General features: G+C 70.1%; 12 protein-coding genes. 7 read left to right on the top strand and 5 right to left on the bottom strand.

Going from position 1 to position 15793, the window contains the following annotated elements; all coding sequences use genetic code 11:
* Window positions 1–25 precede the first annotated feature (25 nt).
* Window positions 26–1144, top strand: coding sequence for a UDP-galactopyranose mutase (gene glf / locus QWJ38_RS07850; RefSeq protein WP_290358499.1), 1119 nt, complete (start codon window positions 26–28; stop codon window positions 1142–1144).
* Window positions 1141–2010, top strand: a complete 870-nt coding sequence (locus tag QWJ38_RS07845; protein WP_290358498.1) for a DUF707 domain-containing protein — start codon at window positions 1141–1143, stop codon at window positions 2008–2010. Before glf ends, QWJ38_RS07845 begins: the two co-directional genes overlap by 4 nt.
* On the opposite strand, the gene QWJ38_RS07840 is transcribed toward QWJ38_RS07845, so the two are convergent.
* A complete protein-coding gene (locus QWJ38_RS07840; protein WP_290358497.1) occupies window positions 1983–3116 on the bottom strand; it encodes a glycosyltransferase in 1134 nt (377 codons plus the stop codon). The two genes, QWJ38_RS07845 and QWJ38_RS07840, sit on opposite strands and share 28 nt — an antisense overlap.
* Window positions 3117–3176: 60 nt before the next feature.
* Between QWJ38_RS07840 and msbA the strand changes: the two genes are divergently transcribed.
* Complete coding sequence (msbA, locus tag QWJ38_RS07835; protein ID WP_290358496.1) at window positions 3177–4940, top strand: lipid A export permease/ATP-binding protein MsbA; 1764 nt, start codon at window positions 3177–3179, stop codon at window positions 4938–4940.
* Window positions 4941–4959: 19 nt separating this feature from the next.
* The gene (locus QWJ38_RS07830; protein ID WP_290358495.1) at window positions 4960–5271 is read left to right on the top strand and encodes a ComEA family DNA-binding protein; all 312 of its coding nucleotides are present in this window, start codon (window positions 4960–4962) and stop codon (window positions 5269–5271) included.
* On the opposite strand, the gene QWJ38_RS07825 is transcribed toward QWJ38_RS07830, so the two are convergent.
* From QWJ38_RS07825 to dnaE, 3 genes are all read right to left on the bottom strand, one after another.
* Window positions 5229–7463, bottom strand: a complete 2235-nt coding sequence (locus tag QWJ38_RS07825) for a hybrid sensor histidine kinase/response regulator (RefSeq protein ID WP_290358494.1) — start codon at window positions 7461–7463, stop codon at window positions 5229–5231. The two genes, QWJ38_RS07830 and QWJ38_RS07825, sit on opposite strands and share 43 nt — an antisense overlap.
* A gap of 122 nt (window positions 7464–7585) precedes the next feature.
* Window positions 7586–8827, bottom strand: a complete 1242-nt coding sequence (locus tag QWJ38_RS07820; RefSeq protein WP_290358493.1) for a patatin-like phospholipase family protein — start codon at window positions 8825–8827, stop codon at window positions 7586–7588.
* Window positions 8828–8907: 80 nt separating this feature from the next.
* Window positions 8908–12468 (bottom strand): DNA polymerase III subunit alpha, encoded by a 3561-nt coding sequence (gene dnaE, locus QWJ38_RS07815; protein ID WP_290358492.1) that lies wholly within the window; start codon window positions 12466–12468, stop codon window positions 8908–8910.
* A 62-nt stretch (window positions 12469–12530) separates the two neighbouring features.
* Between dnaE and QWJ38_RS07810 the strand changes: the two genes are divergently transcribed.
* Together QWJ38_RS07810 and QWJ38_RS07805 are read left to right on the top strand one after the other, a co-directional pair.
* The gene (locus QWJ38_RS07810; protein WP_290358491.1) at window positions 12531–13478 is read left to right on the top strand and encodes a peptidylprolyl isomerase; all 948 of its coding nucleotides are present in this window, start codon (window positions 12531–12533) and stop codon (window positions 13476–13478) included.
* Window positions 13479–13503: 25 nt separating this feature from the next.
* Window positions 13504–14634 (top strand): GGDEF domain-containing protein, encoded by a 1131-nt coding sequence (locus QWJ38_RS07805; RefSeq protein ID WP_290358490.1) that lies wholly within the window; start codon window positions 13504–13506, stop codon window positions 14632–14634.
* Here QWJ38_RS07805 and QWJ38_RS07800 read toward each other — a convergent pair.
* The gene (locus tag QWJ38_RS07800; RefSeq protein ID WP_290358489.1) at window positions 14628–14843 is read right to left on the bottom strand and encodes a SlyX family protein; all 216 of its coding nucleotides are present in this window, start codon (window positions 14841–14843) and stop codon (window positions 14628–14630) included. The genes QWJ38_RS07805 and QWJ38_RS07800 overlap by 7 nt on opposite strands.
* 63 nt (window positions 14844–14906) lie before the next feature.
* Between QWJ38_RS07800 and QWJ38_RS07795 the strand changes: the two genes are divergently transcribed.
* Window positions 14907–15719, top strand: coding sequence for a sulfurtransferase (locus QWJ38_RS07795; RefSeq protein ID WP_290358488.1), 813 nt, complete (start codon window positions 14907–14909; stop codon window positions 15717–15719).
* Window positions 15720–15793: the final 74 nt, after the last annotated feature.

The raw sequence follows: 15793 nt of genomic DNA, 5'->3' as shown, positions 1-15793 counted from the left end.
CCTGAATCCACTGATTGAAGCGACGATGAGCTCTCCCGACTACCTGATCGTTGGCGCCGGCTATGCCGGCTCCGTCTGTGCCCGCGAGCTGGCCGAGGCCGGCAAGACGGTGATGCTGATCGACCGGCGCGACCATATCGGCGGCAATGCTTACGACAAGGTCGACGAGCACGGGATCCTGATCCACCCCTACGGCCCGCACATCTTCCACACCAACAGCAAGCGGGTGTTCGAGTACCTGTCGCGCTTCACGAACTGGCGCTTCTACGAGCACCGCGTGCTGGCCCAGGTCGGCGCGCAGTTGCTGCCGATCCCGATCAATCGCACGACGATCAACAAGCTCTACGGCCTCTCGCTCAGCGGCGCGGAGGTGCAGGCCTATCTGGACCAGGTGCGTCAGCCGCGCGACCCGATCAAGACCAGCGAGGACGTGGTGCTGAATTCGGTCGGCCCGGATCTGTGCGACAAGTTCTTCCGCGGCTACACCAAGAAGCAGTGGGGGCTGGACTTGAGCGAGCTGTCGGCCGGCGTCGCCGCCCGCATCCCGACGCGCGACAACGACGACGACCGCTATTTCGGCGACAGCTTCCAGTTCATGCCGGACCAGGGCTACACGCGCATGTTCGAGCGCATGCTGAACCACCCGAACATCACGGTGCGGGTGAGCTGCGACTACAAGCAGGTGCGCGAGCAGTTCGCCGGCGCGCAGCTGGTCTACACCGGCCCGATCGACGCCTATTTCGACCATTGCTACGGCCCTCTGCCCTACCGCAGCCTGCGCTTCGATCACGAGCATCTGCCGACGCAGGCGCAGTTCCAGCCGGTGGGCACGGTCAACTACCCGAACGACCACGACTACACCCGCATCACCGAGTTCAAGCACCTGACGGGCGAGCAGCATGCCGGCACCTCCATCGTGCGCGAGTACCCGCAGGCCGAGGGCGACCCCTACTACCCGATCCCGCGGCCCGAGAACGAGGCGCTGTTCAAGCGCTACGAGGCACTGGCCGAACAGCAGAGCGGCGTCACCTTCGTCGGCCGCCTGGCCCAGTACCGCTACTACAACATGGACCAGATCGTCGCCACGGCGCTGGCCGCGGCCGAGAAGCTGATCGCGAACCGGCCGGCCGGGGACGCCGCATGAGCGCGCCGAGCGCCCTGCCCGCCCTGCGCCGCCGCAACCTCGTGATCCTGCGCGCCGGCGACGCCTCGCTGCACCGCGGCTGGAGCGCCGAGCCGAATCGCGATTTCGATCTGTTCATCAGCTACTACGGCCAGCAGCCCGAGCTGCACAAGGCCGATGCCGACTACTACGAGATGCGCCGCGGTCCGAAATGGTCCTGCATCGGCGACTTGCTGGCCGAGCATGCCGGGCTGATCGAGCAGTACGACGCCTTCTGGTTCCCCGACGACGACCTGGCCGCGACGACCGAGACCCTGAACCGCATGTTCGGCCTCTTCCACGGCTTCGGCCTGGCCCTGGCCCAGCCGGCGCTGACCCGCGATTCCTATTACAGCTGGGACACCCTGCTGCAGAACCCGCGCTATCTGCTGCGCCATGTGGCCTTCGTCGAGGTGATGGCGCCGCTGTTCGAAAAGAGCGCGCTGAAGGCCTGCCTGAAGACCTTCTCCGAGAGCCGCAGCGGCTGGGGCCTGGACTGGGTCTGGCCGCAGCTGGCCGGCAAGGGCCGCAAGGACTCGATCGCCGTGCTCGACGCGACGCCGGTCAAGCACACGCGGCCGCTGGGCGGCGATCTGTACCGCAACAACCCGGACATGGATCCGCGCCGCGACGAGCAGCGCCTGCTCGAACGCTACGGCCTGCAGGCCAGCCGCTTCAGCAATAAGTACCTGCTGTACGGCGGCATCGCCCGCGTGCCGCCGAGCTGGTGGGAGCGCATCACCCTGGGCCTGCGCAGCATGAACGCGCGCCGGCGCATGCGCCGCATCGAGCGCCGCGCCGCCGCCGCCGGCGCTGCCTCTCAGAGCGAGAGCAGCAGCGCCTCGTAACGGCGCTCCATCAGCGCCAGCCCATGTTCGGCCAGCGCGCGCGCGCGCGCGGCCGCGCCGAGCCGGGCCGCCAGCGCCGGATCGCGCAGCAGGCGCTCCAGCGCATCGGCCAGCGCGGCAGCATCGCCCTCGGGCACCAGCAGGCCGGTCACTTCCGGCTCGAGCAGGCCCTCGACGCCCGGCACGGCCGAGGCCACGCAGGCGCAGCCGGCCGCCATGCCCTCCACCAGGGCCAGCGGCATGCCCTCCCAATGTGTGGCCAACACGCAGATCTGCTGGCTCATCAGCAGTTGCGGGACCTGACCGTAATGGCCCAGGAAGCGCACCTGCCCGTCCAAGCCGAGCTCGCGCACCAGCGCCTCGGCCGCGCGCCGGTAGCCGGCCTTGCCCGCACCGGCCAGCTGCAGCGTCGGCCGCAAGCCGCGCGATTTCAGCAGGCCCAGCGCGCGGATCAGGGTCGGATGGTCCTTCTGCCGCGCGAAGCGGGCCGACATGACAAGACCCGGCTCCCGCTCGGCAAAAGGCCTGGCCCCGGCGTCCGCGAAGCGCTCCAGCGCGATGCCGTTGGGGATCGCCTCGCACAGCGCCTCGGGCATGCCCAGCTGCAGCAGGCGCTGGCGCACGCCCTCGGACACGCCGACCAGGCGGGCGCTGCGACGCGCCAGCCAGCGCGCCTGCCAGAGCCGCCAGCGCGTGTAGCGCTCGCGCGAGTTGTGCTCGACCTGCAGCAGATGCGGCACGCCGGCCCACAGCCCGGCCCAGCGGCCCAGCAGATGCTCGGGAAAGCCGTGCGCCAGCAGCACCGCGGGCCGCAGTTCGCGGCACAGGCGGCGCAGCGCCCAGATCGTCGCCAGGTGCGACCAGCCGGGCACGACGAAGACGGTGAGGCCCTCGTCGCGCAGCGCCTGCACCCGTCGTTCATCGGTATGGCGCTTGCGCCGCAGCACCAGGATGGGCTCGATGCGCTCGCTGCGCAGCGCGGCCCGGCACAGATCGACGGCGACCTGGGTGGCGCCGGAGAAGCCGCCGGTGACCAGATGCAGCACGCGACGCCTGCCGCTGCGGCCTCCCGGTGTTGCGGCGGCGGGGTTCATGGGCGAGCTCATGGGCGGCAGTATAAAAAGCCGCCGCGGACCGGCGCAGCAATGCGGCGACAATCGCTTCCCATGACCGCCGCCACGCCCGCCCCTCCAGCCGCCGACAAGAGCACCGAACTCGGGCCGATCGCGCGCCGCCTGGCCCGCTTCGTCAAGCCCTACCGGGGCGGCCTGGCCCTCACCATCCTCGCCTATCTGGGCGCGGCGGCGACCGAGCCGATGATCCCAACCCTGATCAAGACGGCCTTCGGCGAGGGCTTCAGCAACCAGGCCTTCGCCGTCTGGTGGGTGCCGGCCGTGCTGATCGGCCTGTTCGCGACGCGGGGCCTGTTCTCCTTCCTCGGCCAGTACCTGTTCAACTGGACCCTGTCACGCAGCGTGATGGACTTCCGCGCGGCCCTGCTCGAATCGCTGCTGCGCGCCGATGCCCGCGTCTTCACCAGCCTGCAACCGGGCACGGCCGTCACCAAGGTCGTCAACGACCCGCAGCAGATCATGACCCTGCTCGGCGGCACCGTCATCAGCGTGCTGCGCGACGGCCTGCCGGCGCTCGCGATGCTGGGCTATCTGATCTATCTGAACTGGCAACTGACCCTGCTCTCGCTGATCACCACGCCGCTGATGGTGGTCGTCATGCGCAAGGTCAACGCGCGCGTGCGCAAGATGGGCACGCGCACCTACGACGCGCAGCTGAGCCTGGTCAACAAGGTCGACGACGTGACCCGCGCCTGGCGCGTCGTGCGCAGCTTCGACGCCGCCGAGCACGAGCGCCAGAGCTTCGCGCAGCGCGCCCGCGAGGTGCAGCGCAGCGCGCTGAAGACCTCGGCCGCCGGCGCGCTGGCCCAGCCGCTGTCGCAGCTGATCGCCAGCGTCGGCCTGTCCATCATCATCTGCCTGGCCCTGCTGCAGGCGCGCAAGACGCAGACCGGCGTCGGCGAGTTCGCCGCCTTCGTCACCGCCCTGCTGCTGCTGACCTCGCGCCTGCGCCACCTGAGCGATCTGGCCCAGCCGATCACCAATGCCCTGGTCGTCGCGCGCGGCTGCCTGAGCCTGATGGACACGCCGGTCGAGCCCGACGAGGGCCGGCAGGAGCTGGCCGAATGCCACGGCGAGATCGAGATCGAGAACGTCGAGCTGCGCTATCCGCAGGCCGAACGGCCGGCACTGAACGGCCTGAGCCTCGCCTTCAAGCCCGGCCAGACGACGGCCCTGGTCGGCTCCTCGGGCGCGGGCAAGAGCTCCATCATCCATCTGCTGCTGGGCTTCGGCCGGCCCGACGCCGGCCGCATCCTGCTCGACGGCGTCGACATCCAGCAGCTGAAGAAGGCCAATCTGCGCCGACAGTTCGCCGTCGTCTCGCAGGACATCGTGCTGTTCGACGCCTCGGTGGCCGACAACATCGCCTATGCCCAGCCGCGCGATCCGGCGCGGCTCGAACAGGCCCTGCGCGCCGCCCATCTGTGGGACTTCGTCCAGACCCTGCCGCAAGGCCTGGACACGACGATCGGCGCCAATGGCAGCAAGCTGTCCGGCGGCCAGCGCCAGCGCCTGGCGATCGCCCGCGCGCTGTACAAGGACGCGCCGATCTGGGTCTTCGACGAGGCGACCTCGGCCCTGGACACCGAGAGCGAGCGCGCGGTGCAGCAGGCGCTGGACCTGTGGCAGGGCCGCAAGACCCTGATCGTCATCGCCCACCGGCTGTCGACGATACGCGGCGCCGACGCGATCCATGTGCTGGGCGACGGCCGCCTGATCGAGAGCGGCTCGCATGCCGAACTGCTGGCGCGCGACGGTGCCTACGCGGCCATGGTGCGCGCCCAGCACGGCGAGTAGCCCGCCGAGGGGACCAGCGATGCGGCGCCGCGCCTGCCTGCTGGCCTTGGCCCTGGTCGCGGTCGGCCCCGTCGAGGCCCAGCCGGCGACGCTGGAACTGAACACCGCCAGCCTGGCCCAGCTCGAATCGCTGCCCGGCATCGGCCCGGCCCTGGCCGAGCGCCTGTTGGCGGCGCGTGTGCAGCGGACCTTCGAGGACTGGAACGATCTGCACCGGCGCGTGCGCGGCATCGGGCCCGCGACAGCGGCCAAGCTGTCTGCCCAGGGCCTGCGGGTGAACGGCCGCGCCTACGAAGCGCCGGCCGCGGCCGGACCGGCGTCCGGCGGCTGAGTCGCCAGCAGCCCGCGTATCAGCCGATCCAGTTCCTTGAGGTCGACCGGTTTCACCAGATGCGCGTCGAAACCGGCGGCGGCCGTCGAATCGCGATCGGCCTGCTGACCCCAACCGGTGACGGCGATCAGTGTCAGCGCCTCGCGCGCGTTGCCGGCGCGCAGGCGGCGCGCGACCTCGGTGCCCGGCATGTCCGGCAGCCCGATATCCAGCAGCACGACGCGCGGCCGCGCGCGCTTGTAGTTCGCCAGCGCCTCCCCGCCGCTGTGGGCGACCACGACGCCGTAATGCGCGGCGCCCAGCACCTCGGCCAGCGTGTCGGCGCCATCGACGTTGTCGTCGACCACCATCACGGTGATGCGCTCGTCCGGCCGATGGAGCTCCGATGCTGCTGCCGCCGCCGTCGACTCGGGCCGCGCCGCCGACAGCGGCAGGCGCACGACAAAGCGGCTGCCGCACCCCAGGCCCTCGCTGTGCACGGCGATCGTGCCGCCGTGCAATTCGACCAGTTGCCGGGACACGGCCAGGCCGATGCCCAGGCCGGCCGGCGCGGTGCCGCTGCCGTCGATGCGGCTGAACAGCTCGAAGACCTGCGGCCGCATCTCGGGCGCGATGCCTATGCCCTGGTCGGCAACGCTGACCTCGGCATGCGGGCTCCCCTCGCCGGCATCGAGCGCGACATGGACGGCCACCTCGCCCGGCGCCGGGCTGTACTTGGCGGCGTTGTCGAGCAGATTGCCCAGCACCTGCTGCAGCCGGGTCGGGTCGCCGTCGACCAGCACCGGCTGCGGCGGGAGCGACAGCGACACGCGCTGCTGCTTCTCGCCATAAAGCGGCTCGACCGCCTCCAGCGCATGCCGCACGACGACGCGCAGGTCGATGGTCTGCCGCTGCAGCTCGACCACATTGCGCGTGATGCGGCTCATGTCCAGCAGATCGTCGAGCAGCCGGCTCATATGCGCGGACTGGCGCGCGATGATGCCGACGGCGCGCTCGCGATCGGCCTCGCTGCGGGCCATGCCGAGGATGGCGACCGCGTAGCGTATCGGCGCCAGCGGATTGCGCAGCTCATGGGCCAAGGTCGCCAGGAAGGCATCCTTGCGCTGGCTCTCCCGCCGCAAATCCTCCTGGGCGACCGTCAGCTCGGTCACGTCGACGGTCGCGCCGATCACACGCCGCACCCGGCCATCCTCGCTGCGCATCGGCCGCAGCGAGGTCATCAGCTGATGCTCGCGGCCGCCGCGCGAGACGCGATGGGCCAGATTGGCATTGCGCCCGGAGGCGATCGCCTCGCGCAGCGTCGCGGTGAACTGCGGGTGGGCGATCAGGCTGCCGACCTCGGCGCCGATCAGGCGCTCGCGCGACAGGCCCGGCGGCAGGTTGACGGCCCAGGTGTAGCGCGCCTGGGCATCGCATTCCCAGGCCATCACCTTGCCGATCTCCAGCGCCAGCTGAACGCGCTCCTCGGCCGCCCGGCTGGCCCGCAGGGCCTCCTCGTTGGCCGTCACGTCGACGGCGACGCCGTAGGCGCGCAAGGCATGGCCCCGGGCGTCGAGCTCGACGTCGCCGTCGAAGCGGGCCCAGGACTGCCGACCGTCAGCGGGCGCCCGGATCGCGCAGACCAGGCTGAAGCGGCCGCCGCGCTCGCTGGCCTCGCGGTAGGCGGCCTTGAATCTCGCCGCGTCATCCGGCGCCATGCCCAGCACCATATCGTCGACCGCGGTCCAGGCATGGCCGAAGAGCTCCGCCGCGCCGCCCGCCGTCATCGCGAAACCCTTCTGCGCGTCCCAGTCCCAGGCCACCATGCGGCCGGCGCCCAGGGCCAGGTGCAGGCGCTCGCGGCTGCGGCGCTCGCTGTGCATCAGCTGCCGGGCCCAGGCCGACACGGCGGCGACCAGCGCGCCGACGCCGCAGAAGAGCAGGATCAGCGCGACATCGGCCACCGAGTTGATCGGAAAGAACTGGCCTATCGGCTCGATCCAGAAATAGAGGATGGCCAGGCAGGCGGCGCTCAGCAGGGCCAAGGCCGGCAGCAGCCCGCAGAGCAAGCCCACCAGCACCAGCGCCAGGAAGTAAGGCATCAGCGGCGCCCGCCCTTCCAGCGACTGCTGCAGCGGCAGGTTCAGCCAGGTCGCGGCCACGAAGGCCAGGGTGGCCGTCGACCATCGCAACCAGGCTCTCTCGATCAGCATCACAGGCTCCCCATGGCGATTAGCGGCGGCCGGTCCCTGCCCCGCCCCTTCGTTCATGCTCGGATCCTATCGCTTGCCTGACGGCCGTTCCCCAAGCAAGCCGAGCTCCCAGCGGCCGGCTTTCAGGCCTCCGTCAGCCGTGGCTGTGCTGCGGTCGGCTCGGCCCGCCAGCCGAAGAAGCGAAGCACCTCGGCGCGGCGCGCCAAGGTGTCGGCGATGCCCAGGCGGATCAGCTCGCGCGTGTAGGAGGGCTCGAACAGCAGATAGCTGGCCAGGGCCGAGCCGCTGGCCTGGCGGCCCTCGCCGCTGACGCCGACGCCGCGCAGCAGCGCGCGCACGGGGGTCGGCAGGCTGGCCTGGTGTTCGGCGGCCAGCTCGTCCAGGCGCCGGCTCGGCGCGATCACCAGCACCTCGATCGGCCGCAGCGGCGTCGCGCGGCGCGCCTCGGGCGTCAGCAGCGCCAGCGTCGAGTTGATGCGCTGCAGCCGTTCGATGTCGACGGCCAGCGCGTCCAGAAAGATATTGGACATCGCATGGCCGGCGATCTGCGCCAGGCTTGGCGGGCCGCCGGCCTCCGGGGTCTCGCGCCGGCCCGGCGGCTCGTGCATGCGGCCGGCGCCGATCACCAGCACCCGCTCGGCGCCCAGATGGACGGCCGGCGAGATCGGCGCGCTCTGCCGCATCGAGCCGTCGCCGAACCATTCGGGCCGGCTGCCCAGCTGCAGCGGCACGGCCGGAAAGATGAAGGGAATGGCCGACGAGGCCATCAGGTGCTCGACCGACAGCGGCGCCCGCACGGCCAGGCGCTGCGAGCGCTGCCAGGGGTCCAGCCGGCCGCGCGCCTGGTAGAAGGTGACATGCTGGCCCGAGCTGTAGCTGGAGCCGCTGATCGCCAGCGCCTCCAGATGGCCCTGCTGCAGCATCGCGTCCATGCGCTCGAAGCGCACGCTGCGGCGCAGCAGCTCGGCCAGCGGTGCGTTGTCCAAGAGGCTCTTGGGCCGCGAGCGCCGCCAGCGCGCCAGCGCCCAGCCCAGGCTCATCATGGTCAGCCAGCGTGCGCCGCTGCGGATCACGCCCAGCGCGTCGGCCGTGTAGACCTGCTCGGCGTGCAGATTGCGCCAGATGCGCATTAGCCCGCCGACGGCGGCGCCGAAGTCATCGGCCTCGCAGGCCAGGGTCGCCGCATTGATCGCGCCGGCCGAGGTGCCGGCGATGATGGGAAAGGGATTGCCACCGCTGAGGCCGGCCTCGCGGCGCAGCTGCGCGATCGCCTGCAGCACGCCGACCTGGTAGGCGGCCCGCGCGCCGCCGCCGGTCAGGATCAGGCCGGTGGACGGGGTGCGCGGTGGATGGAGCGGCTGCATGGCGGGACGAGCGTGCCGCCATTCTTGGCCGGCTCGCGGGCCGGCAAAGCCCGCAAACGCGGGGTAAAAACCGGCCGAACTCAGTCGTAGACGATTTGCGCGGTCTGCCCCGTCTGCGCCCCCGCCGCCTTGGCACTGCTCTCGCGGCCCAGCTGGGCGAGCCGCGCCAGCGCCTCGTCGCAGGGCCAGAAGCGGCTGTCCTCGCCCAGCTCGATGCGGAACTCGGCGCCGGCATGCTCGCCGCGCAGGAAATGATGCGTCTGCATCTTCAGGCCCTGGCTGATCTCGCCCTGCTCGGTCTCGAGCCGGCGCGCGGGCCAGGTCTTGACGATCTCCTGCAGCGGCGGCAACTGGTCGCGCACCGGCACATAGAAGTACTTGCCGAAACGCGCGCGCGCGGCGGCCAGGTCCCAGATCGCCTGCACGGTAAGTCGCAGGCCGCCGGAGAAGCGGTCGTTCTGCACCTTGCCGGAGACGATGATCAGCTCGTCCTCGGACAAGAGCTCCTTGTGCGCGTTAATCAGCTCCTCGTTGGCCACCGCCTCGATCGCGTCGCTCTTGTCATCGAGCTTGAAGATGGCGACGCGGCCGCGGTTGCCATTGATGATGCGCAGATCGCCGACGATGCCGGCCAGCATCACCGGCTCGCGGCTGTCCTGCGCATCGGCGATGCGGCGCTTGACCATGCGCCGCACCTCCTCGCCGCTCTGGTCGAACAGATGGCCGCTGAGGTAGTAGCCGATCGCCGTCTTCTCCAGCGACAGCCGCTCCTTGATGCTCCAGGGCGCCGCCTCGACCAGCGGCGGCTCGGCGGTCGAGGAGCCATGGGCGTTGTCGTCGAAATCGAACAGACCGCCCTGGTCGACGTTCTGCGCCAGGTTGTCGGCATAGGCATAGCCCAGGGCGACGCTGGCCAGCACCTTGGCGCGATCGGGCTCCAGGCTGTCGAAGGCGCCGGCCTTGATCAGCGCCTCGACGACGCGCTTGTTGACCGACTTGCGGTCGACGCGGGCGCAGAAGTCGAAGAAGCTCTTGAAGGGCCCGCCCTCCGTGCGTGCGCGCACGATGGCCTCGATCGCGCCGGCGCCGGTGCCCTTGATCGCGCCCAGGCTGTAGTTGATCTTCTTCGGGCTCAGCGGCTCGAAGCGGCCGACGCCCAGGTTCACGTTCGGCGGCTCGAACTCGATGCCGAACAGCTTGGCGTCGTTCAAGAGCACCTTGAGCTTGTCGGTGTTGTCCGATTCGATCGTCATGTTCGCCGCATAGAACTCCGCGGTGAAATGGACCTTCAGCCAGCCGGTGTGATAGGCCAGCAGCGAGTAGGCGGCGGCGTGCGACTTGTTGAAGCCGTAGCCGGCGAACTTCTCCATCAGGTCGAAGACCTCGTCGGCCTTGGCCTGGTCGATGCCCTTCTCGGCCGCCCCCTTGCGGAACAGCTCGCGGTGCATGGCCATTTCCTCGGCCTTCTTCTTGCCCATCGCGCGGCGCAGCATGTCGGCGCCGCCGAGCGAGTAGCCGCCCAGCACCTGGGCCGTCTGCATCACCTGCTCCTGGTAGACCATGATGCCGTAGGTCTCGGCCAGCACCGGCTCGGTCAAGGGGTGCGGGTACTCGACGACCTCCTTGCCATGCTTGCGCGCGACGAAGGTCGGGATCAGGTCCATAGGCCCCGGCCGGTACAGCGCGTTCAGCGCGATCAGGTCCTCCAGCCGCGAGGGCTTGGCGTCGCGCAGCATCTTCTGCATGCCGCTCGATTCAAACTGGAACACGCTCTCGGTCAAGCCATCGGAGAAGAGCTTGTAGGTCTTCTTGTCGTCGAGCGGGATCTTCTCGAAGGCGAAGTCCTTCTGCTCCGGATAGCGGGCGACGATGAATTCCTTGGCCATCTCGAGGATGGTCAGGGTCGCCAGGCCCAGGAAGTCGAACTTCACCAGGCCGATCGCCTCGACGTCGTCCTTGTCGTACTGGCTGACCGCGCTGGTGGAGCCGGGCTGCTGGTACTGCGGGCAGAAGTCGGTGATCTTGCCCGGCGCGATCAGCACGCCGCCGGCATGCATGCCGATCGAGCGCACGGTGCCCTCGACCCGGGCCGCCATCGCGAGCAGGCCGGCAACCTCCTCGTCCTCCTGCTCGCGCTCCCCGATCTCGGGCGACTCGTGGCGGGCATAGACCATCTTGGCCTTGTCCGGATCGAAGCCGGGCGGCAGCTTGGCCAGGGTGACGGTCTTGCCCGGCGGCGCCGGCACCAGCTTGGCGATCGAGTCCACATGGCCGAAGCCCATGCCCAAGACGCGGCCGATGTCGCGCAGCGCGCCCTTGGCCGCCATGGTGCCGAAGGTGGCGATCTGGCTGACGGCCGGCCGGCCGTACTTGTCCTTCACGTACTCGATCACGCGGTCGCGGTTGCCCTGGCAGAAGTCGATGTCGAAGTCGGGCATCGAGACGCGCTCGGGGTTCAGGAAACGCTCGAACAGCAGGTTGTACTGCAGCGGGTCGAGGTCGGTGATCAGCAGCACATAGGCGACCAGGGAGCCGGCGCCCGAACCCCGGCCCGGGCCGACCGGGCAGCCATTTTCCTTCGCCCACTTGATGAAGTCGCCGACGATCAGGAAGTAGCCCGGGAAGCCCATCTTGATGATGGTGTCCAGCTCGAACTCCAGCCGCTCGACATAGCGCGGCCGCTGCGCCTCGCGCTTGGCCGGATCGGGGAACAGCTGCTGCAGGCGGAAGTCCAGGCCCTCGAAGCTCAGCTGGCGGAAGTACTGGTCCATCGGCATGCGCTCGCCGTCGTCCAGGATGGGGGTCGGGAAGTCCGGCAGCTGCGGCTTGCCCAGCACCAGCGACAGGCTGCAGCGGCGCGCGATCTCCACCGTGTTGGCGATCGCGCTGGGGATGTCGGCGAACAGCTTTTCCATCTCGGCCTGCGAGCGGAAATACTGGCCGTCGTTGAAGCGCTTGATCCGTTTCGGATTGGTGAGGGTCTCGCCCTCGGCCACGCAGACGCGCGCCTCGTGCGCCTCGAAGTCCTCCGCGCCGAGGAACTGGATCGGATGGGTCGCGACGACCGGCAGCTGCAGCTCGGCCGCGAAGGGCACGCTGGCCTGCACCAGCGCCTCCTGGCCGGCCAGGCCGGCGCGCTGCAGCTCGATATAGAAGCGCCCCGGGAAGATGCCTGCCAGCCGGCGCGCCCAGTCCTGCGCGCGTGCCCGGTCGCCGAGCAGCAAGGCCTGGCCCAGGCCGCCGAACTGCGCGCCGGACAGGCAGATCAGGCCTTCGCCCAGCTCCTCCAGCCATTCCCATTTGAGGCAGGCCTGGTTGCGGATCACGTTCTGGATCCAGGCCCTGGAGAGCAGCTCCGAGATGTTCAGATAGCCCTGCTTGTTCTGCACCAGCAGCAGCAGCCGGGTCGGGTTCTTGTCCGAGCCCTCCGGCTCCAGCCAGCAGTCGGTGCCCAGCAGCGGCTTGACGCCCTTCTTGCGGCAGGCGTTGTAGAACTTGATGCCGCCGAACAGATTGGCCAGGTCGGTGATCGCCAGCGCCACCTGGCCGTCCTTGGCCGCCGCGTCGGCCGCATCGTCGGTTCTCAGGGTGCCGTCGACGACGGAATACTCGGTATGGGTGCGCAGGTGAACAAAGGCCATCGCCGGATTGTAGAGAGGCGGGAGGTGTCAGCCGTTATGCTGCCGGCCCAGGAGACCGACCGATGCCCAAGAAAACGCCCCTGATTTCCGCTCTGCTTGCGCTGGGCCTGAGCGCAGCGATCGCGGCGCCCGCCAAGAAGCCCGCCGCGCCGGCCAAGCCCAAGAAGACCAGCGCCGAGCTGATCGCCGCCGCGCCGGACGGCGACTGGCGCGCGCTCGATCCCGGGAACACCCTGCTGATGGAGCTGCCGGCCGGTCCCGTGCTGATCGAGCTGGCGCCGCGTTTCGCGCCGCGCCATGTGGCCAATATCCGCGCCCTGGCGCGCGGCGGCTTCTGGGACGGCCTGGCCGTGCTGCGCGTGCAGGACAACTTCGTCGCCCAGTGGGGCGATCCGGATGGCGACGACGCCGCCAAGGCGCGCCCGCTGGGCAAGGCCGAGGCGAAGATCCCGGCCGAGTTCTCGGTGCCGCTGAAGGGCCTGCCGCTGACCCGGCTGCCCGATGTCGACGGCTGGGCGCCGCGCAGCGGCTTCGTCGACGGCTTTCCGGTCGCCGCCGATCCCAAGACCGGCCGCGCCTGGCTCGCGCACTGCTACGGCATGGTCGGCGCCGGCCGCGGCAACGAGGTCGATTCGAGCACCGGCGCCGAGCTCTATGCGGTGATCGGCCATGCGCCGCGCGGGCTGGACCTGAACATCACCGTCGTCGGCCGGGTGATCAAGGGCATCGAGCTGCTGTCCAGCCTGCCGCGCGGCGGCTCGAACATGGGCTTCTACGACAAGCCCGAGCAGCGGCTGGCGATCAAGCAGATCCGCCTGCTGGCCGATATGCCCGAGGCCGAGCGGCCGGCGCTGCAGATCCTGCGCACCGACAGCGCGACCTGGACCCAGCTGCTGGACGCGCGCCGCCATCGCGGCGGCTGGTTCGTCCACAGCCCCGCGCACACCGAGATCTGCAGCGCCGGCGTGCCGAGCCGGCCGGTGCCGGGCAGCGCCGCCAAGCCGCAGTAACAGCAGGACGCAGGAAGGCGGCGCCGTGGATCTGCGAACGCTGTTCATCGCGCAGACCTGCGCGCTGATCGCCATCGCGGCGATGCTGTGGATCGCGCGCGCCCCCGACGACCGCCGCAACGGCCTGCGCACCTGGACCCTGGCCGTCAGCAGCCAGGGCATCGCCTATCTGCTGCTGGCCAATGCCGGGCGCCTGCCGGTGCTGCTGTCGGCGCTGCTGGGCAATGCGGCCGGCGCGCTGAGCGTCGCCTTGTTCTATGTGGCGATCCGCCAGTTTCTCGGCCTGCGCTACCGCTGGCCCTGGCTGCTGGCGATGGTCGCCGCCGTGACGATCGCCGGCGGCATCGCCGGCAGCAACTATGCCGGCGCCACCATCTTCAACGGCTTCGTCTATGGTGCGGTGCAGTTGCTGAACGGCGCGGCGCTGTGGCGCCGTCCGGCCGCCGGCCTGCAGCGCGTGCAGCGCCTGGTCGCGCTGGCCTATCTGGCCATGGGCCTGGTGCTGCCGCTGCGCGCGCTGGCGATGCTGCTGCAGGGCAGCGGCCTGGCCTATCTGGACATGCCGCCCGACTGGCAGCAGCCGATCTATGTGTTCGGCTTCTTGTTCATCATCGTCACCAACCTCGGCTTCATGCAGCTGTGCAAGATGCGCGCCGAGGCCGAGGTGCGGCTGCAGGCGATGACCGACGGCCTGACCGGCTTGGCGAACCGCCGCGCGCTGGACGAGGCGATGCACCGCTCGCTGGCCGGTGCCCAGCGCGATCAGCAGCCCTTTGCGGTGCTGATGCTGGACATCGATCATTTCAAGGCGATCAACGACCGCTTCGGCCACCACCAGGGCGACGCGACGCTGGCCGCCTTCGCCGCGCGCCTGCGCGCCGGCCTGCGCGCGCAGGACCAGTGCTTCCGCTACGGCGGCGAGGAGTTCTGCGTGCTGCTGCCGCAGACCGGCGCCGCCGACGCGGCCCTGCTGGCCGAGCGTCTGCGCGCGCATCTGGTGCTGCCGGCCAGCGGCGAGATGCCGCGCCTGAGCGCCAGCCTGGGCATCGCCGTCTGGCAGGCCGGGGACAGCGCCGATGCGCTGTTCGGCCGCGCCGATCGCGCGCTGTACCGCGCCAAGACCCTGGGCCGGGACCGGGTCGAAATCGATCAGTAGTGCGGCGGTAGCTCTTCCCGCAGGCTGCGCAAGACCGGCTGGCCCTCGGCCGGCTGCTGGCGGCGCAGCTCCAGCAGTTCGCGCAGCAGCAGATCGATCTGGTCCTGCTGGCGCACGATGACCTGGTTCAGCTGCTCGACCAGGTCTTCGGTAAAGCTGGCCTTGATCTCCAGCTCGGTCAGGCGGGCGTCGATGGTGTCCTTGTCCATGCCCCGTATTGGACGCGAAAAAGCGGGGCGATCGGCCGGCTTGCCTACAATCCCGGCCTCCCCATGCAAAACGACGCCCCTGTTCTCAATATCTCCGCCTACAAATTCGTGGGCCTGCCCGACTGCGCGCTGCTGCGCGATGCGCTGCACGCGCGCGCGCTGGCCCTGGGGCTGAAGGGCACGGTGCTGCTGGCCGAGGAAGGCATCAATCTCTTCCTGGCCGGCACGGCCGAGGGGGTGCGCGCCTGGGTTGCCGCCCTGCAGGAGGATGCCCGCTTTGCCGACCTGGCGCCCAAGGAGAGCTGGAGCGACACGGTCCCCTTCAAGAAGCTGCTGGTCAAGGTCAAGCCCGAGATCATCCGCATGAACCATCCGGCGATCCGGCCCGACCAGCAGGCGCGCGCGCCGGCTCTGCCGGCGACGACCCTGGCGCGCTGGCTGGACCAGGGCCATGACGACGAGGGCCGGCCGCTGGTGATGCTGGACACCCGCAATGCCTTCGAGGTCGACTACGGCGCCTTCGACGGCGCGATCGACTGGCGCATCCACAAGTTCAGCGAGTTCCCCGAAGCGGTGCAGCAGCACCGGGCGGAGCTGATGGGCAAGACCGTCGTCAGCTACTGCACCGGCGGCATCCGCTGCGAGAAGGCCGCCATCTATCTGCAGCAGCAAGGGCTGGACGGCCCCGTCTACCAGCTTGAGGGCGGCATCCTCAAGTATTTCGAGGAGACGAATTCGGAAGGCAAGGGCGCGCCGCACTACCACGGCGGCTGCTTTGTCTTCGACCAGCGCGAGGCGCTCGACGCCGGCCTGCACCCGGCCCTGGAGATCGCCCGCCCGCCCAGCGAGGCGCACCGCGCGCGGGACGGCGGATGAAGCAGGCGCGGCTGCTGCTTCGGCGCGACGCCGGGGCCGCAGGGCCGGCGCCGACTGTTACGCTCGCCCCTGTC

Origin of the sequence: Roseateles violae (assembly GCF_030410485.1) — a bacterium.
Taxonomy (GTDB): Bacteria; Pseudomonadota; Gammaproteobacteria; order Burkholderiales; family Burkholderiaceae_C; genus Roseateles_D; species Roseateles_D violae.
This window is presented reverse-complemented; position numbering and strand designations above follow the sequence as displayed.

What these genes read in the sequence shown, in the direction of transcription:
- glf (WP_290358499.1), top strand. Translation starts at nt 26, where the DNA reads ATGAGCTCTCCCGACTACCTGATCGTTGGCGCCGGCTATGCCGGCTCC.
- QWJ38_RS07845 (WP_290358498.1), top strand. Translation starts at nt 1,141, where the DNA reads ATGAGCGCGCCGAGCGCCCTGCCCGCCCTGCGCCGCCGCAACCTCGTG.
- QWJ38_RS07840 (WP_290358497.1), bottom strand. Translation starts at nt 3,116, where the DNA reads ATGAGCTCGCCCATGAACCCCGCCGCCGCAACACCGGGAGGCCGCAGC.
- msbA (WP_290358496.1), top strand. Translation starts at nt 3,177, where the DNA reads ATGACCGCCGCCACGCCCGCCCCTCCAGCCGCCGACAAGAGCACCGAA.
- QWJ38_RS07830 (WP_290358495.1), top strand. Translation starts at nt 4,960, where the DNA reads ATGCGGCGCCGCGCCTGCCTGCTGGCCTTGGCCCTGGTCGCGGTCGGC.
- QWJ38_RS07825 (WP_290358494.1), bottom strand. Translation starts at nt 7,463, where the DNA reads ATGCTGATCGAGAGAGCCTGGTTGCGATGGTCGACGGCCACCCTGGCC.
- QWJ38_RS07820 (WP_290358493.1), bottom strand. Translation starts at nt 8,827, where the DNA reads ATGCAGCCGCTCCATCCACCGCGCACCCCGTCCACCGGCCTGATCCTG.
- dnaE (WP_290358492.1), bottom strand. Translation starts at nt 12,468, where the DNA reads ATGGCCTTTGTTCACCTGCGCACCCATACCGAGTATTCCGTCGTCGAC.
- QWJ38_RS07810 (WP_290358491.1), top strand. Translation starts at nt 12,531, where the DNA reads ATGCCCAAGAAAACGCCCCTGATTTCCGCTCTGCTTGCGCTGGGCCTG.
- QWJ38_RS07800 (WP_290358489.1), bottom strand. Translation starts at nt 14,843, where the DNA reads ATGGACAAGGACACCATCGACGCCCGCCTGACCGAGCTGGAGATCAAG.
- QWJ38_RS07795 (WP_290358488.1), top strand. Translation starts at nt 14,907, where the DNA reads ATGCAAAACGACGCCCCTGTTCTCAATATCTCCGCCTACAAATTCGTG.